At 64.3% G+C, this 17,706-nt stretch carries 17 protein-coding genes and 1 pseudogene; 6 read left to right on the plus strand and 12 right to left on the minus strand.

Translation table 11 applies throughout. The features are described 5' to 3' along the window. The first annotated feature begins 240 nt into the window (after positions 1 to 240). The 3 genes from AC0NIE_RS03965 to AC0NIE_RS03975 all read left to right on the plus strand — a co-directional run bounded on the left by AC0NIE_RS03965 (position 241) and on the right by AC0NIE_RS03975 (position 1,999). Entirely contained in the window at positions 241 to 837 is a 597-nt protein-coding gene (locus AC0NIE_RS03965) for an NADPH-dependent FMN reductase (protein WP_473485663.1), read from the plus strand. 20 nt (positions 838 to 857) lie between these two features. Next, a complete protein-coding gene (gene pyrF / locus AC0NIE_RS03970; protein ID WP_123147316.1) occupies positions 858 to 1,541 on the plus strand; it encodes an orotidine-5'-phosphate decarboxylase in 684 nt (227 codons plus the stop codon). A 170-nt stretch (positions 1,542 to 1,711) separates the two neighbouring features. Continuing rightward, on the plus strand, positions 1,712 to 1,999 hold the full coding sequence (locus AC0NIE_RS03975) for a DUF1330 domain-containing protein (protein WP_123146043.1): 288 nt from the start codon (positions 1,712 to 1,714) through the stop codon (positions 1,997 to 1,999). A 63-nt stretch (positions 2,000 to 2,062) separates the two neighbouring features. Here the strand turns inward: AC0NIE_RS03975 and AC0NIE_RS03980 are convergent. The 6 genes and pseudogenes from AC0NIE_RS03980 to AC0NIE_RS04005 all read right to left on the minus strand — a co-directional run. Beyond that, a pseudogene (locus AC0NIE_RS03980) lies at positions 2,063 to 2,290 on the minus strand (cupin domain-containing protein); the annotation flags it as partial. A 68-nt stretch (positions 2,291 to 2,358) separates the two neighbouring features. Further along, entirely contained in the window at positions 2,359 to 3,423 is a 1,065-nt protein-coding gene (locus AC0NIE_RS03985; protein ID WP_473485664.1) for a D-alanine--D-alanine ligase family protein, read from the minus strand. A gap of 175 nt (positions 3,424 to 3,598) precedes the next feature. Then, complete coding sequence (locus tag AC0NIE_RS03990) at positions 3,599 to 4,480, minus strand: SMP-30/gluconolactonase/LRE family protein (RefSeq protein ID WP_473485665.1); 882 nt, start codon at positions 4,478 to 4,480, stop codon at positions 3,599 to 3,601. Then, a complete protein-coding gene (locus tag AC0NIE_RS03995; protein ID WP_473485666.1) occupies positions 4,477 to 5,118 on the minus strand; it encodes a 2-dehydro-3-deoxy-6-phosphogalactonate aldolase in 642 nt (213 codons plus the stop codon). The genes AC0NIE_RS03990 and AC0NIE_RS03995 overlap by 4 nt, the downstream gene beginning before the upstream one ends. Continuing rightward, positions 5,115 to 6,065 carry a 2-dehydro-3-deoxygalactonokinase gene (locus AC0NIE_RS04000; protein ID WP_473485667.1) on the minus strand — a complete coding sequence of 317 codons (951 nt, stop codon included), beginning with the start codon at positions 6,063 to 6,065 and terminating at the stop codon, positions 5,115 to 5,117. Before AC0NIE_RS04000 ends, AC0NIE_RS03995 begins: the two co-directional genes overlap by 4 nt. Continuing rightward, a complete protein-coding gene (locus AC0NIE_RS04005) occupies positions 6,062 to 6,829 on the minus strand; it encodes an SDR family NAD(P)-dependent oxidoreductase (protein WP_473485668.1) in 768 nt (255 codons plus the stop codon). The genes AC0NIE_RS04000 and AC0NIE_RS04005 overlap by 4 nt, the downstream gene beginning before the upstream one ends. Before the next feature lie 394 nt (positions 6,830 to 7,223). Between AC0NIE_RS04005 and gshB the strand changes: the two genes are divergently transcribed. Together gshB and AC0NIE_RS04015 are read left to right on the plus strand one after the other, a co-directional pair. Next, entirely contained in the window at positions 7,224 to 8,165 is a 942-nt protein-coding gene (gshB, locus tag AC0NIE_RS04010; protein ID WP_473485669.1) for a glutathione synthase, read from the plus strand. Positions 8,166 to 8,347: 182 nt separating this feature from the next. Continuing rightward, complete coding sequence (locus AC0NIE_RS04015; protein WP_123146038.1) at positions 8,348 to 9,880, plus strand: YifB family Mg chelatase-like AAA ATPase; 1,533 nt, start codon at positions 8,348 to 8,350, stop codon at positions 9,878 to 9,880. Positions 9,881 to 9,970: 90 nt separating this feature from the next. Here the strand turns inward: AC0NIE_RS04015 and AC0NIE_RS04020 are convergent, their stop codons facing one another. After that, positions 9,971 to 12,142: a malate synthase G gene (locus AC0NIE_RS04020; protein ID WP_473485670.1), complete on the minus strand. Its 2,172-nt coding sequence runs from the start codon at positions 12,140 to 12,142 to the stop codon at positions 9,971 to 9,973. A 218-nt stretch (positions 12,143 to 12,360) separates the two neighbouring features. Between AC0NIE_RS04020 and AC0NIE_RS04025 the strand changes: the two genes are divergently transcribed. Continuing rightward, entirely contained in the window at positions 12,361 to 12,813 is a 453-nt protein-coding gene (locus AC0NIE_RS04025; RefSeq protein ID WP_473485671.1) for a hypothetical protein, read from the plus strand. 2 nt (positions 12,814 to 12,815) lie between these two features. Here the strand turns inward: AC0NIE_RS04025 and AC0NIE_RS04030 are convergent, their stop codons facing one another. The 5 genes from AC0NIE_RS04030 to AC0NIE_RS04050 form a co-directional block, all read right to left on the minus strand. Beyond that, entirely contained in the window at positions 12,816 to 14,837 is a 2,022-nt protein-coding gene (locus AC0NIE_RS04030) for a hydantoinase/oxoprolinase N-terminal domain-containing protein (protein ID WP_473485672.1), read from the minus strand. Positions 14,838 to 15,092: 255 nt separating this feature from the next. Beyond that, positions 15,093 to 15,464 carry a hypothetical protein gene (locus AC0NIE_RS04035; RefSeq protein ID WP_473485816.1) on the minus strand — a complete coding sequence of 124 codons (372 nt, stop codon included), beginning with the start codon at positions 15,462 to 15,464 and terminating at the stop codon, positions 15,093 to 15,095. 275 nt (positions 15,465 to 15,739) lie between these two features. Then, a complete protein-coding gene (locus AC0NIE_RS04040; protein ID WP_473485673.1) occupies positions 15,740 to 16,249 on the minus strand; it encodes a hypothetical protein in 510 nt (169 codons plus the stop codon). A gap of 7 nt (positions 16,250 to 16,256) precedes the next feature. Continuing rightward, positions 16,257 to 16,781, minus strand: coding sequence for a hypothetical protein (locus AC0NIE_RS04045; protein WP_473485674.1), 525 nt, complete (start codon positions 16,779 to 16,781; stop codon positions 16,257 to 16,259). A gap of 182 nt (positions 16,782 to 16,963) precedes the next feature. After that, positions 16,964 to 17,647, minus strand: coding sequence for a hypothetical protein (locus AC0NIE_RS04050; protein ID WP_473485675.1), 684 nt, complete (start codon positions 17,645 to 17,647; stop codon positions 16,964 to 16,966). Positions 17,648 to 17,706: the final 59 nt, after the last annotated feature.

Raw genomic sequence — 17,706 nt, forward strand, 5'->3', positions numbered from 1 at the left:
CCGGCCTGCAAATGGCAGCTTCCTGCGCTTCCGGTGCTCACGTACTTCAAGTACGCTCCGCTCCGGTTCTCGGAACCCACCTGTTTGGTCGCTTCGCGCCCGTCTTCGACTCCGGCTCGGCCTGACCTGAATCTCAACACACCCTTCACTCAGTGCCTCAAAGATCGCTTTTCGATTTTTGGGCCGGTGCGTTGATTTGACCGTTCCTTGGCTGTACCTGTCCGGGGACAAGTGTGGCCAATGGCAGTGATCCCGAAAATTCTCGTCGTCGCAGGTTCGATTCGCACTGGCGCCTACAGCGGCAGGACCGCCGATGTGGCGCAGAGGGAACTCGCCCTGCAGGGTGCCGAGGTGACCCGCATCTCGCTTGCCGAGTATCCGCTGCCGATCCTCGACGAGGACCTGGAAAAGGAGAAAGGCATTCCTGAAAACGCCATCAAGTTTGCCCGGCAGATCGCTGCGCATGATGGGCTGCTGATCGCGACGCCCGAATATAACGGCTCGATCCCGCCGCTGCTCAAGAACACCATCGATTGGGTGAGCCGGGTGCGCATGGATGGCGGGCGGTCGTTCAGGCCGTTCGCCGGCAAGCCCGCCGGCCTTTGTTCGTCTTCCAAAGGACATTTCGCCGGGGTACGCTGCATCAACCATCTGCGCGCCGTGCTGGTGCGCTGCAAGATGGAGGTGGTGACGCCGGAATGCTCGGTGCCGGAGGGCGGCAACGCCTTCGACGAGGACGGAAATTTCAGGGACGAGAAACTGCACAGATCGATGGAGCACCTATGCCGCACGCTGATCGAAACCTCGCGCATGCTGTCGACGCGGATCGAGGCGTGATCCAGCAACGCGACAGCACCATGCAAGACAGGCTGATCGTCGGCCTCGACCTGCCGACGCTGAAGGACGCCGAGAAGGCGGTGCGCGAGCTCGACGGGGTCATCTCCTTCTATAAGATCGGCTATCAGCTCGCATTCGCCGGCGGCCTCGACTTCGCCCGCGAGCTCGCCAGCGGCGGCACCAGGATCTTCCTCGACATGAAGCTGCTCGACATCGACAACACGGTGGCCAAGGGTGTCGAGGCCATTGCCAGAATGGGCATGACCATGCTGACGCTGCACGCCTATCCGAAGACGATGAAGGCAGCGGTCGAGGCCGCCAGGGGCAGCGATCTCTGCCTGCTCGGCGTCACCGTGCTGACCTCGATGGACGAGCAGGACGTGATCGACGCCGGCTATGAGCATGACCCGCACACGCTGGTGCTGAGGCGCTCCGAACAGGCGCTGCATGCCGGCATGGGGGGCATCGTCTGCTCGGCCGAGGAAGCGGAAGCGGTGCGCCGGATCGTCGGGCCTGACATGGCCGTCGTCACGCCGGGGATACGGCCCAAGGGCAGCGACCATGGCGACCAGAAACGCGTGGTCACGCCGGCGCAGGCGATCCGCAACGGCTCCAGCCATCTCGTCGTCGGCCGGCCGATCGTCGGCGCCGCCGACAGACGGGCGGTCGCGGAAGCAATTCTTGACGAAATGCGCTCGGCCTAGGACCAATTCCGAAACTCTACTCCGGCGGCTGTCTGACGGCGTTTTCTCCGCTTCCGGTGCTCATATACTTTACGTACGCTCCACTCCGGTTCTCGAAAACGCCCCCAGCCATCTCGCCGGAGCGATTTTCGAAATCGGTCCGTGCACGGCCAAAAACCAGGAGAAGAAGCATGCCAAAGGGATACTGGATCGCCCGCGTCGATGTGCGCGATGCCGAAGGCTACAAGGACTATGTTGCCGCCGCCAAGCTTGCCTTCGACCTTTTCGATGTAAAATTCCTGGCACGTGGCGGTGCACATGAAAAGGCCGAGGGCCCAGGTCGCGACCGCAATGTGATCATCGAGTTTCCGTCATTGGCTGCGGCGCAGGATTGCTATCACTCGCCCGAATACCAGCGCGCCGTCGCGATCCGCCAGAAGGTGGCCGACGGCGAGATCGTGCTGGTCGAAGGGGTTTAGTTCAGCGGCCACCGCCGTAGCGTGCAGAGTCATTTGGAACCGTCGCGAACGTGCCCGCGGCGATCAGACCGAATGCAGGATGTAAAGCTTGCGCGTTTTCTCGTGGATGGTCCATTCGCCCTCCCAGCCAAGAGGCAGGACAAGCAATTCGCCGGGCCCGACATCTTTGGCCGCGCCGTCGGGACCGTGCAGCGTCACGCGGCCGGAGACGATGTGGCAAATCTCGGAATTCGTGTCTCGGCGCGCGGTGAACCGGCCCTGCGAACATTCCCAGACACCGACTTCGATCTTGCCATCTTCCGAAGTCCACTGGCGGACTTGGCTGCAGGGTTCCGGGCAGCTTCACGCAGGATTTCTGCTCAAGACGCGGCCAATCGACCAAAACGACTCGCAGCGGTCTCGGCCATCGCATCGGCGAGGCCCATCTCCCACTGCGTACGGCAATAGGCGCGGAAATCGAAGCAGGGCAGGCCGGGGCAGACCTCGAACTCGATGAGATGGACGCTGTCGTCGGCCTCGACCCGGAAATCGATGGAAAACACATCCCGCAAGCCAAGTCCGGTCATCATGCTTTCGGCGATCCGTCGGATCCTTGCATCGGCTCGCGGCTGGGTGGCGGCGACCGGCAGCAGCACCGGCTCGGTGTATGTTCCCGCCGCCCTGGCAGCCTCGCCGGTGTCGCCGTAAAGCACCAGGCTGTCCGCCATGGTCTGGAAATCACCGCCCGAATCGACAAAGGCGACGCCGAGCGCTTCGACGCCGGTGTCCGGCTTCAGGCCCAGAAAACTGGCGCGCGCATTGCGCCCGGCGACATAGGGCTGCACGACGACATCGTCGCGATAGGCGTCGAAAACACGCCGGCTGAGCTCCAGTGCGTGGCCGAGATCACTGTTGCGCGACTCCGGCCAGATGCCGATCTTGGCGCCGAGCCGGTTCGGCTTGACGAACCAGCCGGCTGGCGAAGCTGGTGGCTCGACCAGCCAGCGGCCGTCGCGGGCCAAGCCGGATTGCGGCACCGGCAGGCCGAGTGCGCCGAGCACGGCGCCGGAGCGGAATTTGTCCTGGCACAGTGCAAACAGCGCATCATCGGCGCCGAGTGCCTTCAGGCCGTTCAGCCTCGCCAAAGCCGGTGCCGCGCCACCGCGGAAATAGGCGACGCCGTCTGTCAGCGTCCAGACGAGCGTCGTGTCCTCACCGGCAAGCACGCTTGCGGCATCGTCGAGTTCCACCGGCACGAACGACAGACCGCGCGTCTGGCAGGCTGCCGCCAGCGTGTCGAACTCAGGGGCGATGTCGGTCGACTGCGCCAGATAGGAGGCGATTTCGGCGGCGCGCGCCGGCACGTGGCCATCGGCGACCAGCCGGTCGAAGCAGGCCTTTTCCGGCTCGTATACAAGGATCAGCTTCGGCCTGCGGCTTGACATGAGATGCACGATCCGGGGATGAACGGGTCCTGGCAGCGCGATTGCCTACCATCGCACGGCAGACGCATTCGGCTTTCGCGGAAAACCGACGTCAGCTGGACGCCTGCGCGACAGTGCTGGCGCGATCTTCCTGTTGACCGTGATCTTTTCCGGACCGAAGGTTCGGGATCATGGCCTAGGCGATCAGCACGCGCGGCTCGAAGTGGCCGTTCACCGGAATATCGAGCAGAAACGTCATGCCGGCTTGCGGATCCAGCAGGCGCTGTTTCTCATCCTTGCCCGACCAGGCGGAGGTGACCGCCAGCCGATCGGCATTCCTGCCGACAAAGGCCGGGCAGGAGGGCTGCGTCACCGGCATCGCGACCGATCGGATGAGCTTGCCGTCAGGCCCGTATGCTTCGATGACGCTGCCGCCCCAGCAGGCGTTCCAAAGAACACCGTCGCGATCGAGCACCGAACCGTCGATATAGCCCTTGGCCTTGCGGTGATCGACGAAGATCTTCGGTTCGCCGACCGGCAGGCCAGTCGCTGGATCGCAGGCGACGCGCATCAACAGGCCGGTGCTGGTGTCGGTATAAAAGGCGAACGTTCCATCTTCGGAAAAGCAGATCGAGTTCGACACCGTGATGTCGGAATAAAGCCGGCGCAACTCTCCCTTGAGGAACCAGTAGATCGAGCCGGCGGCCTTTTCCTCACCCTTGCCCATCGTGCCGACCCAAAAGGCCCCGCAGGGGTGGACGCGCGAATCGTTCGAGCGCGTCCCCGCATTGTCGGCCTCGATCGCCGTGTGCAGTGTCATCTTGCCGGTCGCCACGTCGCGGACATGCAGGCCGGTTTCGGTGGCGATCAATTGTCTTTTGTCGTCGATGAAGGCGATCGCGCTGGCCATCTGGCCAAGCTCTTGGATTTTGACCGTACCGCCGGAAAGGCGCTTTTCCAAAAGCTGGCCGTTGACGATGTCGAACCAGTAGAGCGTATCGGTGGTGGGGTCGTAGCTCGGGCCTTCGCCGAGCTGGCAGACATGGTCGGAAAAAACCGAGACGATGGCTTCGCTCATCCTGCCGCTCCAAACGCCGCATCCCAGGCTGCGACTGCGGCCTGCGCCCGCGTTGCCACCTCGTCGACGCTCATACCAGGCTTGAACAGGCTGGAGCCGAGGCCGAAGACGCTGACGCCGGCCGCCTTGTAGCCGGCAAAGTCCTTTTCCGAAACACCGCCGACGGCACCGACCAGCGTCTCAGCCGGCAAAACCGCGCGCATCGCCGCGATGCCGGCCGCGCCAAGCACGCTCGCCGGGAAGAATTTCAGCGCCGAGGCGCCGAGCCGGATGGCCTGGAAGGCCTCGGTTGGCGTGAACACGCCGGGCATCGTCACCATGCCGTAATGCATCGTCCGGCCCATGACATCGGCATCGACGTTGGGGCTGACCAGCAGCCGCCCGCCGGCCTTGTGCAAGCGATCGACATCGGCCGCGGTCAGCACAGTCCCGGCGCCGACCAGTGCCGTCGCCGGCAGCGCGTCAACGATCCTCGCGATCGAGGCAAAAGGGTCCGGCGAATTGAGCGGCACTTCGATCGCTTCGATGCCGGCCTCGAAGATCGCCCGGGCAACGGCCACCGCCTCGTCCGGCTTGAGGCCGCGCAGGATGGCGACAAGGCCTCGCCCGAGCTTCGGAAACGGTGCGGTCTCGGTCATGCTACAACTCCGCTTCCGGCAATCATGCCATTTTCACGCGCCGCCTCGATCAAGCCGGCACGCACTGCCTCTTCGGCATCGACGGCTCTCACCGCAAGTCCGGCAAGACCGAGCGCCTCAGTATAGAGCGTGCCGAGCGCGCCGGAAGCGACCAGCACGACCGACCCGCCTTTGGCATAACGGCGGCTGGCCGACGCGATCTCGCCGCCGATCAGCAGGCCGGACAGGCAAGCAGCGGCATCGTCGGGGTTCAGGTCCTGCAGCAGGCCCGCGGCGCGGATCGAGAACAGCCTCGACGTGACATCGCCGCCCTCAGCCAGCGCTTGCTCGCACCAGCGCCGGAAAAACGGATTGCCTGCTGCAACCGGCTGGGGCTGCTCGCCAAGCGAATGGCGCAGGATCGAATGCGCCGCCAGCACCGAAAACAGCTCCCCGGTCGGCCAAGTGCCAAAACCGGTAACGCCGCCGTCCTCGACCAGCACCCATTTCGAATGGGTGCCGGGCATGCAGACGAGATGGTGGCCTTTTGCCGGCAAACCGGCGCCGGCAAGCTGCGTTTCCTCGCCGCGCATGACGTCAGGCGCGTCGGCCTGGCGCTGGGCCAGGCCCGGCACGATGCGGATGTCGCGGCGCTGGCCGGGGACGCGCGCAGCACCGGCAAGGATGGCACCGATCGGCGCCGGCACGGTGACATAGGGCGCCTCGAGCCAGCCCTGGCGCGATCCGGCCATGCCGCAGACGATGACGGGCATCGCTTCCGGCGCGCCCATCGCCGCCAGATGTCCTTCGAGGACGGTCGAAAACCCGGCGGCTTGCGCGGTGATCAGCCCGTCGTCGCCGCGGCGCTCGGCAAGCACGTTTCCGGCCTCATCGACCAGCCAGACCCTGAGACGGGTCGTGCCCCAGTCGACGGCGGCCACAGAAGGCACGTTGCTCGCTGAGTTCACAGGAAGCCCCCATCGACGATCAGCATCTGTGCGGTCAGCATCCGCGAAACGTCCGACGCCAGGAACAGCACCGTGCCGACAATGTCTTCCGGCTGCATCACCTGCTTGATGCATTGCTTGGCAATATGGGCGGCGAGCGCCTGTTCGGTGACCCAGAGCTCCTTCTGCCGCTTGGTGATCACCCAGCCCGGTGCGATCGCATTGACGCGAATGCCGTCGGCGCCGAGCTCGCCGGCAAGCCCCTTGGTCAGGCCGACGATGCCGGCCTTGGCGGCGGTATAGGCCGGCATGTCGGGGTGGTTGATCAGAAACGACGTCGACGTGAAGTTGATGATCGAGCCGCCGCCGGCGCGCTTCATGCCCGGCGCTACCGCCTGGGCGGTGAAGAAATGCGGACGCAGGTTGACCGCCTGGTTGTTGTCCCAGAACTCCACGGTGACATCCTCCACCGCGTGGCGATCGTCAACTGCTGCATTGTTGATCAGCACCGTAACGTCGCCATGGGCTTCGGCCGCCTTGGCGGCTGAAGCCCGCAGCGCCTCGATGTCGCGTATGTCCGTCTTGAGATAGAGGGGCCGCCGGCCAAGATCCTTCTCGATGCGGTCGGCCAGCGCCAGGCTCGGGCCATCGGCGATGTCGATGAAGGCGACCTTCGCTCCCTGGCGGGCAAAACCCTCGGTCAGCGCCGCGCCGATGCCGGAACCGCCGCCGGTGATCAGCACCGAAGCACCTTCAAGGTCGGCAAAGCGCGCCGATGGCATCATCTTTTTCTCCCTGCGCATGGCCCCGAAAATCGGTTTCGATTTTCGGAAAGGATCATGCGCAAAATCAAAGTGCTACAGCGTCCTTTGAGCGTCCAAAAGGACGCGCGGCGCTGTAGGCTCAGTCGGCGCGCATCCTAGCCAGCCCGGTCGGGGGAGCAAGGGAGAAAAACGGATTCCGGAGGCTTATGTCAGACAAAAAGACGATCACGCCCCACTACGCGTCCTCGCAGCGCGGCCAACCCACGAAGGCATCGAGCGCACACACAGCCTCGCTTTGTCTGCAACTGACCGACACACGCCCAGCTTGCAGCAGGCAATCCTCAAATGTCGCGATTGGCAGATGACCGGCGAGGTTGTACAGGCAAACAGCCATACGATCCGCCGGAGATCCGCCATGCCTCTGAAAATCGCCGTCCAGATGGACCACATCTCCACCGTCTCGATTGCCGGCGACACGTCTTTCGCGCTGTCGCTGGAAGCGCAGCGGCGCGGCCATCAGCTCTTCCATTATACGCCCGATCGACTGTTGCTGCGCGGCGGCAAGGTGTTTGCCCGCATCGAGGCAATGCAGGTCCGCGATGAGAAGGGCAATCACTATTCGCTCGGCGAAGAAGTCCGCACCGACCTGTCGGAGATGGACGTCATCCTGCTCAGGCAGGATCCGCCGTTCGACATGAACTACATCACCTCCACGCATATCCTTGAGCGCATCCATCCCCGGACGCTGGTGGTCAACGACCCGGCCTGGGTGCGCAACAGCCCGGAAAAGATCTTCGTCACCGAATTTCCCGACCTGATGCCGGAAACGCTGATCACCAAGGACCCGCTGGAGGTCGCCGCCTTCCGCAAGGAGTTCGGCGACATCATCGTCAAGCCGCTCTACGGCAATGGCGGCGCCGGCATCTTCCACCTGCACGAGGCCGACCGCAACCTTGCCTCGCTGCTCGAGATGTTCGGGCAGTTGTTCCGCGAGCCTTACATCGTGCAGCGCTATCTCAAGGAGGTGCGCGCCGGCGACAAGCGCATCATCCTGATCGACGGTGAGCCGGTCGGCGCCATCAACCGGGTGCCGGCCGAGACTGATTCACGCTCCAACATGCATGTCGGCGGCCGCGCCGAAAAAACCGAATTGACGGAGCGCGAACGCGAGATCTGCGCCCGCATCGGCCCGTCGCTGAAAGAGCGCGGCTTTATCCTCGTCGGCATCGACGTGATCGGCGACTACATGACCGAGATCAACGTGACGTCGCCGACCGGCGTGCGCGAAGTGCAGCGTTTTGGTGGCGCCGATATTGCGAGCCTGTTCTGGGATGCGGTCGAGGACAAACGCAAGTAAGGGCACGCTTTGCGGAACAGTGTTTTTCCGACCCGTTAGCGCCGCGACGCCATCAGATTGTAGCGTCCAATTGTTCCCGTAATGTTCTTGCCTTCGCGTGAAATCTGTGGTTGTTTCTGGTAAAACGCCGTTCGCGGCATGATCGCATGGGCTTCGGGCAAGCCCATGTCCGGGGACAAAAAATGGTGGCAAGGGTTCGCACGGTCGCTTTCCAAGGCATTGAGGCCGTGCCGGTCGACGTGCAGGTGATGATCGCGCCGGGCAAGGTCAACATGCACATCGTCGGCCTCGGCGACAAGGCGGTGGCCGAAAGCCGCGAGCGGGTTCAGGCAGCGCTGCATGCGTCGGGCCTGTCGATGCCGTCCAAGAAGGTCACGGTTAACCTGGCGCCGGCTGACCTGCCCAAGGAAGGCAGCCATTACGATTTGCCGATCGCGCTCGGCCTGATGGCAGCATTGGGCGCCATTCCAGGCGACATGCTGTCCGGCTATGTCGTGCTTGGCGAGCTGTCGCTCGACGGCACCATCGCCGCGGTGGCCGGCGCGCTGCCGGCGGCGATCGGCGCCAATGCCGAAGGCAAGGGCCTGATCTGTCCTTTCGCCTGCGGCCCGGAAGCGGCGTGGGCCGGCAAGGATTTCGACATCCTGGCGCCACGCAGCCTGATCGCCATCGCCAATCATTTTCGCGGCACGCAGGTGCTGTCGCGGCCGGAAGCCGGCATCCATGCCTCGGCGCGCGACCTGCCGGATCTCGCCGACATCAAGGGCCAGGAGACCGCCAAGCGAGCACTGGAAGTGGCGGCAGCCGGCGGCCACAATCTGCTGATGGTCGGACCGCCGGGATCGGGAAAATCGATGCTGGCGCAGCGGCTGCCGTCGATCCTGCCGCCGCTGGCGCCGAGGGAATTGCTCGAAGTCTCGATGATCGCATCAGTGGCAGGCGAACTCGGCGAGGGAAAACTGACCGACCGGCGGCCGTTCCGAGCGCCGCACCATTCGGCCTCGATGGCGGCGATGGTCGGCGGCGGCCTGCGCGTGCGGCCGGGCGAGGCCTCGCTTGCCCATCACGGCGTGCTGTTCCTCGACGAGTTTCCCGAATTCTCGCCGCAGGCGCTCGATGCGCTGCGCCAGCCGCTGGAGACCGGCGATTGCATGATCGCTCGCGCCAACCATCGCGTCACCTATCCGGCGCGCATCCAGCTGGTCGCGGCGATGAATCCGTGCCGCTGCGGCATGGCCGGCGAGCCGGGCTATCGCTGCCTGCGCGGCGACCGTTGCCGCACCGACTACCAGGCGCGCATTTCCGGCCCGCTGCTCGACCGCATCGATCTCCGGATCGAGGTGCCGGCGGTCTCGGCCAGCGATCTGATCCGGCCGGACCGGGCGGAGAAAAGTGCCGCGGTGGCATTGCGCGTGGCACGCGCCCGGACGATCCAGCGCGAGCGTTTCGAACGGCTCGGCGCGACCTCCGCCACCACCAACGCGCATTGCTCGCCCTCGGTCATCGAGGAGATCGCGATGCCGGATGCATCAGGCCTGTCGCTGCTCAGGGACGCCAGCGAAAAACTCGGCTTTTCCGCGCGGGCCTATCATCGAGTGCTGAAAGTGGCGCGAACGCTGGCCGATCTCGAGGCCAGCGAGACGGTCGGCCGCATCCATCTGGCCGAGGCGATTTCCTACCGCATGAGCTCGGAGCGGATGGCGCAGGCGGCGTGACGTTTCCCTCCCCCTTGAGGGGTGGGGGACGCCGAGCCTACCTCACCCGCCTCTTTAAAGGTTGCGCATCGTGCTTCCTGAACCTTCGGGTCAGGCCGATGCACGTGCCTTCAGCTCAAGCCGCCGCGCGTGCAGCACCGGTTCGGTGTAGCCGTTGGGCTGGACGCGGCCCTTGAAGACGAGATCGCAGGCGGCGAGGAAGGCGATCGACTTGTCGAAGTCCGGCGCCATCGGCCGGTAGAGCGGATCGCCTGCGTTCTGGCGGTCGACGACGCCAGCCATGCGCTTCATCGTCTCCATCACCTGGTGGGGGGTGCAGACGCCATGATGCAGCCAGTTGGCGATGTGCTGCGAGGAGATGCGCAGCGTGGCACGGTCCTCCATCAGGCCGATGTCATTGATGTCAGGCACTTTCGAGCAGCCGACGCCCTGGTCGATCCAGCGCACGACATAGCCCAGAATGCCTTGCGAGTTGTTGTCGAGTTCCTTCTGGACCTCCTCCGGCGACCAGTTCGGCCGCACCGCAACCGGCACCGACAGGATGTCGTCGAGCTTTGCCTTCGGCCGGCTCTTCAGCGCCGCCTGCACAGCCTGGACATTGACCTTGTGATAGTGGGTGGCGTGCAACGTCGCCGCCGTCGGCGACGGCACCCAGGCGGTGTTGGCGCCGGCCTTGGGGTGGGCGATCTTCTCCGCCAGCATCGCCGCCATCAGATCGGGCATCGCCCACATGCCCTTGCCGATCTGGGCGTGGCCGGCCAGTCCGCATTCCAGCCCGGCGTCGACGTTCCAGGCCTCATAGGCGGCAATCCAGGCGGCCTGCTTCATGTCGCCCTTGCGGATCATCGGGCCGGCTTCCATCGAGGTGTGGATCTCGTCGCCGGTGCGGTCAAGGAAACCGGTGTTGATGAAGACGACGCGGTCTTTGGCGGCGCGGATCGCCTCTTTGAGGTTGACGGTGGTGCGCCGCTCCTCGTCCATGATGCCCATCTTGATGGTATTTTTCGCCATGCCGAGCAGCGCTTCGACGCGGTCAAAGATCTCGACGGCGAAAGCGACTTCCTCCGGCCCGTGCATCTTGGGTTTTACGACGTACATCGAGCCGGCGCGGGAATTGGCGCGTCGTCCATTCGGCCCAACATCGTGCAGCGCGATCAGCGCCGTCATCGCTGCGTCCATGATACCTTCCGGCACCTCGTTGCCGTCGCGGTCTGTTATCGCCGGATTGGTCATGAGGTGACCGACGTTGCGGATCAGCATCAGCGAGCGGCCTGGCAGCGTCAGCGCGCCGCCATCGGGCGCCGTGTACGATCGGTCGGGATTGAGTTTTCGTGTAAACGTCCTGCCGCCCTTGGTGATCTCCTCGGCAAGGTCGCCCTTCATCAGGCCGACCCAGTTGCGGTAGACCACGACCTTGTCCTGCGCATCGACCGCCGCGACCGAATCCTCGCAGTCCTGGATGGTGGTCAGCGCCGATTCCAAGATGACATCAGCGATGCCGGCTGGATCGGTCTTGCCGATCTGGTTGCTATGGTCGATGACGATCTCGATGTGCAGACCATTCCTGGTGAGCAGGACGGCTTCGGGATTGGCGGCGTCGCCACGATAGCCGGCAAACTGTTTGGGGTCGGCAAGCGTGGTGGCGCCGGCGCCCTCGCCCAGCCGCAACATGCCGTTGGCAACCGAAAGCCCGTTCACCCCAGCCCATTTGCCCGTCGTGAGCGGCACCGATTCATCGAGAAAACCCTTCGCCCAGACAATGACCTTGGCGCCGCGCACGGGATTGAATCTGCCGCCCTTCTCGGCGCCGCCGGTCTCGGGAACGGCGTCGGTGCCATAGAGCGCGTCATAGAGCGAGCCCCAGCGCGCATTGGCGGCGTTCAGCGCGTACCGCGCATTCATCACCGGTACCACCAGCTGCGGCCCGGCGACCACCGAAATCTCCGAGTCGACATTTTCGGTCGTCACTGAGAAGGCCGGCCCCTCAGGCACGAGATAACCGATCTCCTTCAGGAATCCCTTGTAGGCTTCCATATCGCTGGGCGCGCCATTGTCGCGATACCAGCGGTCGATCTGGTCCTGCAGCGCGTCGCGCTTTTCCAGCAGCGCCCGGTTCTTCGGCGAAAGCTCGTGAACGATGGTCGAGAGGCCGGTCCAGAAGGCGTCGGCTGCAATGCCGGTGCCCCGCAGCGCCTCGTTCACGACGAAATCATAAAGCTCGCGGGCAATCCGCAATCCGGCGATTTCGACGCGATCGGTCATCGGGGTGTCTCCAAGATGAAGGCTTTGGCCGGGCCTTTGGCATGTCAGGGTAGCACGGTCAATTCAGCTTAGGGTGAAGGTGGGTATTTTGGTCCACTTCGTCATCCCAGGCGAAGCAGGAGCGAAACGACGTCGCGGCGCATAAGCGGCTATGTGCAATCGCATATCGGGCCAATTTTCTCATTCCAGTAAACCCGGCCTTATACATTGCCTGTCAAATGAAGAAGACGTTTTGGAGTTGGCCGATGTTGAGATTTGCCTGGCTTGCTTTTGCTCTATTCTCTCTTGCATTCGCGAGCGCTGGTCCTGCCGCGGCTGCTGATGCCGAATTCATCGGCACCTGGCAGCAGGCTTACTCGACCGGCGGCCAATGCAGCGATTGCACGGTCGTCATCCGCAGCGGCAATCCCGGCCTGCAGGTCGCTGCAAGTAATGGGTGGACCGCCGATCTGAAAGCAGAAACGATCAATGGAGAAGCTGCGTTGATCGGAAAAGGCACTTGGCCGTGGTCAACTTCGGCAGGCGCCAAGGCCAGAGGCTTGGCGGCCGCCTTCAAGCTTCATCAAAAGCGGCTGATTTTGGTCATGCAGATCGTCGATCCCAATGGCAGCCGCATACGGGTAAACGCGGTTTTCGAGCGACTTGCAACCGCGCCCAAATCCTCCATCTGACATCACACCGCAATCCTTGGCCTTCCCGACGCCACCGCCACGACATGCGCCTCGATGAACATGCGCTGGGCTTCGACGGTGGAGACGCGGAATTCGGTGGCGACCTCGATCTCGGCGCTGTCGGTGCCGGCTTCCCTGGCCCGTCCGGCGGCAAGCGCGCGCACATCGGCCTCGGCCGCCGCGATCGCCGCAGCCTCGTCGAGAAAATCGCGGACTGTCTCCCCGGACGAAACGCGGAACAGCCCTTCCTTGGGCTGGCTGACGCGGGCCTCGGCTGAGACGCGGACCTGGCCAACGACGGCGCCAAGCGCGTTGGCGACGTCGGTATCTTCCGGCACGACGCAGTCATTGCCGACCAGTTCGGCCAGGCCGGCATAGTGCAGCGGCGCCGAGGCGCCGAGGCCGATGACCGGGCGGTCGAGCGCGACGCTGAGGCGGGCGATGCCGGGATGCGCGTCGACAGCGCGCTGCACCAGCGCGTGCGCCACGGTCGCCGCGCCATCGAGCCCGTCCTCGGCAAAGGCGGTTTCGAGGATGACTTCCGCCGACAGGCGGGTCAGCGTGGTCAGCACCCGTTCCGATATCTCCTCCGGCGAGGCGGCGATCGCCTGCCCGCGCCCGTCGCGCTTGCGGGCGAACAGCTCCGCACCCAGACGGGCCGAGGCGGCGTCCCAATTGGCCTGCTTGCCCAGCACATGGGCGGCATCCGACGGCGTGAAGCCGGCGACATGCACCAGGCCGCGCGACACCAGCCGGTTCAAAGTGGCGTTCTGGGCATTCGAGGTCAAAAGCCTGTCGACGGTGAGCGGAGTCGCGCGGATCATTTCATAAAGCTTGGCTTCGGCGCCGGTCAGGCCGGCCGCCAGCCGCTCCGGCACGCCGGTCCTGACCGCCAAGCGGCCATCCATGCGGCCGGGGTTGGGCGCCCGGATTTGGCGTTCCAGTTCGACAGTCACCGCCTCGCCATGCACCATGCCGGCCAACGCCAGCGGCACCAGGCGGCGCGGCCCAAGCAGGATTTTCGGGTTGAGCGCGCCGTCCTCCAGCGCCACTTCGGAATCGCCGCCGAGCCCAAAAGTGCGCATGGCGACGGCCTCGACCATGGTGCGGAAGCCGCCGACGGTGGCGCCTTCCGGGTCGAGCCTGGGACGACCGCCGTCGAGCACGGCGACATCGGTGGTGGTGCCGCCGATATCGGACACGACAGCATCGTCGAGGCCGGTCATGTGGCGGGCGCCGACAAGGCTGGCGGCGGGGCCGGAAAGGATCGTTTCGATCGGCCGCTGGCGGGCGAAGGCGGCCGAGACCAAAGCGCCATCGCCGCGCACCACCATCAGCGGGGCTGCGATCTTGCGGGCGGCCAAAAACCCTTCGGTCGCCGCCACCAGCCGGTCGATCATCGAGATCAGCCGGGCATTGAGCAACGTGGTGAGCGCCCGGCGCGGGCCGCCGAGCTTGGCCGAAAGCTCGTGGCTGGCGGTGACCGGCAGGCCGGTCTTTTCGCGGATGAGGTCGCGAGCGGCAAGCTCATGCGCCGGATTGCGGGTGGCGAAATAGGCGCAGACGGCAAAGCCGGACACCGAGGCGCCGAGTTCCGGCAGCGCCGCCTCCAGCCCGGACAGGTCGAGTTTTGCCGCATTGCCATGGACATCGTGGCCGCCGGGGCAGAACACCACAGGGTCGGTGCCGAGCGCCGCCTTCAGCCCGTCGCGGGCAAGATCGCCTTCGGAAAAACCGATCATCACCAGCGCCACGCGGCCACCCTGGCCTTCGACCAGTGCGTTGGTGGCGAGCGTCGTCGACATCGATACCAGTTTTATCGCTGCAGGATCGGTGCCGGCTTTTTGCAGCACCGCATCGACCGCGCCTGATATGCCGACCGCCAGATCGTGGCGGGTGGTCAGCGCCTTGGCTTTGGCGTGCACTTTTCCGCTTGGCCCGCCGGCTTCCGACCACAGCACGGCGTCGGTATAGGTGCCGCCGGTGTCGATGCCGAGGAACAGGGGGGAGGATTTGGCGGTCATATTTTAGCAGCGGTCCGGGGCGGCGAGGTTTTTGCTGTGAAGCCCTTAGCCGATATGGCCCGGCCGATAAAGCCGCGAGCGCTGGGCCAGGCGCGCGTAATCTCCCCCCTTGAGGGGGAGATGGCCGGCAGGCCAGAGGGGGTCGTCTCGCGTGGAGCGCCGGCATCCTTTGTCCGCGATCGAGTCGCGTCCGGACGTACCGACCCCCTCTGTCGCCTTTGGCGACATCTCCCCCCTCGAGGGGGAGATTCCCGCTCACGGAACCAGATCGATCTCTTCGGTCTCGCCGCCGCTGCAGGTGTAGCAGCAATCGTCGCATTTTTCGGTGTTGCCGGGGCCGACGCCCCAATAGGTGCCCTCGCCACCGTCGACCCAGGCGCCGTAGCAGATCGATTCACCGTCATCGCAGGACAGCGGGATCGACTTGGTCTCGCCGTCGCTGAGATAATAGTCCTGATTGTTGCCCGGCCAGATATGGTCGCGGTCCTGGCTGTAGAGCTCGACGCGCATGGCGTTGGGATGGCTGTTTTTGATGGCGAAGGTGACATCGCCGGCATAAGCCGCCGATGCAAACGATGCGGCAAGACAGAGCGCGACGGCGATGCGCCGCGCGAAAGCGTAAGACAACATGATGATTCCCCCCGGAATGAAACGGCCTGCCCGGCCGCGAGGAGACCATGGCATAGAGGCTGGAGGGGTGGAAGGGGGTGGCGGTAAATCTGCGCGTCGCGAAAGGCGCGACCTTTCCTTCTCCCCCTTTGTTTGGACTGGGGACATCGCGCTTCTGTCCTTGAACGGCATCCCGAACCCCCTCGCGCACAACGCGCAAAACTGTTCGCGATGTCCTCGCACACCTGTTCGCGATGTCCCCAGTCCAAACAAAGGGGGAGAAGGGGGAGCGCTTACCTCAACACCGCCACATGCGGCGCGAGCCGCCGGATCGCCGCGATCATGTCGGCGCCGGTGATGTCGAGCGAGGATATCTCCATATGGACGATGTTTTTGCCGAAGGGCAGCAAGCGGCCGAGCGCGTTGGCCGGCGCATATCTGATCGCATCGGGAGGCGGCTCGGTCAGTTCGAAGCTGATCATCGCCGCGCCTTCGCCGGAGGTGAGGTGCGCGCTGCGCACCTTCTCCCAGGGCACCAGCACGTCGCCACCGCGCCGGTCGCGAAAGCCACTGGCGTCGAGCACCACCTGGACGCCGGTGTCGAACGCGCCGCGCGCCAGGAACAGACCAAGCCCCAGGCAGCCAAGCGCCAGCACCACCACCAGGAACAGCCCTTGGCCCGGGGCGCCTGACGCAAGCCCCTTCAGCGCGAAGAAGCCGAAGATCGCAGCGATCAGGAGCGGCCCGAGCGCGGGAAAGATTTTTCCGGTGGGGCTGTTGCGGATTTCGACGGGCGAAGACATGGGCCACTCATCGGCCTGATTTCAGCAGGGTCCAGATCCAGCCGATGAATGTGAGGACCAGAAACGGATATCCGGCAGCGGGCAGCGGCGCCGAAGTCGCCAGCAAAGGGGCGCCCCAGAGGATCAGGCCTGCCGACACGACAAACAGCACAGCGGCCACGACAGCGGTCAGGCGCATCCACAGTGCGAAGGTTTTCGGCGCGCTGACCATGACAAGGGCGGCCGCCCAAAGCGAGATGCCCCCGACATAGGAGGGAACGCTGGCCTCGAGGCCTGCGGCATTGCCTGACAGCAGCAGGCTCTCGCCGGCGACGAAGGTGAGGAACCCGGCCGCGACCCAGTCATTGCCCAGCCGCTGGTACTTCATCGTTAACAGGGCGGCTGCCACCACGAGTGCGACGCCGTCGATCGTCCAAAGTGTTTCGCGCAGCTCGGCGCTCGCCACGAAGGTGCCGGCAAGCCCAAAGGCGCCACCGATCGCCAGGCCAATCGCGGCGACGATATCGGAGATGGCAGGGTTGGCGGAACGCATTGAGATCCCCCTTCCAAGCCCAAGGATACTTCAGGAAAGGGCGTTCTCCAATCGTTGGTTTTCGTGGCGCAGCTCGCTCAGTCCCCATTTTCAGCGTGGATAACGCCTCCTGCGGCATATCTACCTTGCCGAACTGCCGCGCGTTCCTTTGCCCTCTTTCTGCTTGTCGAGCAGCTTGCCGGTCACCGGGCTGCCGGGCGCTCCCGGCAAAAGTACAGGATCGCGGCCATGACAGCCAACATAACTGCGAGATAGTATGGCGAGAACGCCACGACTTGTTCTGCCGCTCCCCAGGTGATTGGTCTGCCTTGATCTTCGTTGCGCGCGATGATTGCTTCAACCATTGCGTCATGGCTGAACAGCATGTTGATCGCAAAGATCACAGCGCCGCTCGCTAATAAGGCGGCGTTGAGCAGTTTCGCACCTGTTGCAAACCTCAGCAACATGATGCCCCCCAAACCATAGAGCGCTCCGTAGACCATGAGCGAGACCATCTTGAGCCGTGTTTCCTCCACCATGAAAAGGAACGGCACTCCGGTGCCAGGCTCGGTCCCGCGCACCAGCTCGTTTACGCCGGACAGGACTCCGACCGTCCCAAGGAGGAGGTTTGGCCATTGGCGAAGCCGCACGCCGGCTTCCCATTCAGCGACAGCGTAGGATAGCAGATACTCACCGAGCGAGAGGTTCAGCAGGCGATTAATCGAGAGCAAGACCAGGGAAATGACGATTTGCGCCGACCACGGCAAAGGTCCGCCAAACGCAGTTTCCGGTAGTGATGGCGCTAGATAGATAGCCAGACCTACAACGGCGTTGATCCAGATGAAATCAAGAAAAAGCGAAAGGAACGGAACAACATATTTGCGCATGAAAGGCGATTTTCCCCAAAGACCCCGAGGCAAAGATACAATCGGGGGTAGAAAACGCA

This window comes from Mesorhizobium sp. WSM4842 (assembly GCF_055901575.1).

Excerpts from the sequence above, each read along its gene's own strand:
- AC0NIE_RS03995 (WP_473485666.1), bottom strand. The coding sequence starts at position 5,118 with ATGACCGAGACCGCACCGTTTCCGAAGCTCGGGCGAGGCCTTGTCGCC.
- gshB (WP_473485669.1), top strand. The coding sequence starts at position 7,224 with ATGCCTCTGAAAATCGCCGTCCAGATGGACCACATCTCCACCGTCTCG.
- AC0NIE_RS03985 (WP_473485664.1), bottom strand. The coding sequence starts at position 3,423 with ATGTCAAGCCGCAGGCCGAAGCTGATCCTTGTATACGAGCCGGAAAAG.
- AC0NIE_RS04020 (WP_473485670.1), bottom strand. The coding sequence starts at position 12,142 with ATGACCGATCGCGTCGAAATCGCCGGATTGCGGATTGCCCGCGAGCTT.
- AC0NIE_RS04025 (WP_473485671.1), top strand. The coding sequence starts at position 12,361 with ATGAAGAAGACGTTTTGGAGTTGGCCGATGTTGAGATTTGCCTGGCTT.
- AC0NIE_RS03965 (WP_473485663.1), top strand. The coding sequence starts at position 241 with ATGGCAGTGATCCCGAAAATTCTCGTCGTCGCAGGTTCGATTCGCACT.
- AC0NIE_RS04040 (WP_473485673.1), bottom strand. The coding sequence starts at position 16,249 with ATGTCTTCGCCCGTCGAAATCCGCAACAGCCCCACCGGAAAAATCTTT.
- AC0NIE_RS04005 (WP_473485668.1), bottom strand. The coding sequence starts at position 6,829 with ATGATGCCATCGGCGCGCTTTGCCGACCTTGAAGGTGCTTCGGTGCTG.
- AC0NIE_RS04015 (WP_123146038.1), top strand. The coding sequence starts at position 8,348 with ATGGTGGCAAGGGTTCGCACGGTCGCTTTCCAAGGCATTGAGGCCGTG.
- AC0NIE_RS03990 (WP_473485665.1), bottom strand. The coding sequence starts at position 4,480 with ATGAGCGAAGCCATCGTCTCGGTTTTTTCCGACCATGTCTGCCAGCTC.
- AC0NIE_RS04030 (WP_473485672.1), bottom strand. The coding sequence starts at position 14,837 with ATGACCGCCAAATCCTCCCCCCTGTTCCTCGGCATCGACACCGGCGGC.
- pyrF (WP_123147316.1), top strand. The coding sequence starts at position 858 with ATGCAAGACAGGCTGATCGTCGGCCTCGACCTGCCGACGCTGAAGGAC.
- AC0NIE_RS04050 (WP_473485675.1), bottom strand. The coding sequence starts at position 17,647 with ATGCGCAAATATGTTGTTCCGTTCCTTTCGCTTTTTCTTGATTTCATC.
- AC0NIE_RS04045 (WP_473485674.1), bottom strand. The coding sequence starts at position 16,781 with ATGCGTTCCGCCAACCCTGCCATCTCCGATATCGTCGCCGCGATTGGC.
- AC0NIE_RS03975 (WP_123146043.1), top strand. The coding sequence starts at position 1,712 with ATGCCAAAGGGATACTGGATCGCCCGCGTCGATGTGCGCGATGCCGAA.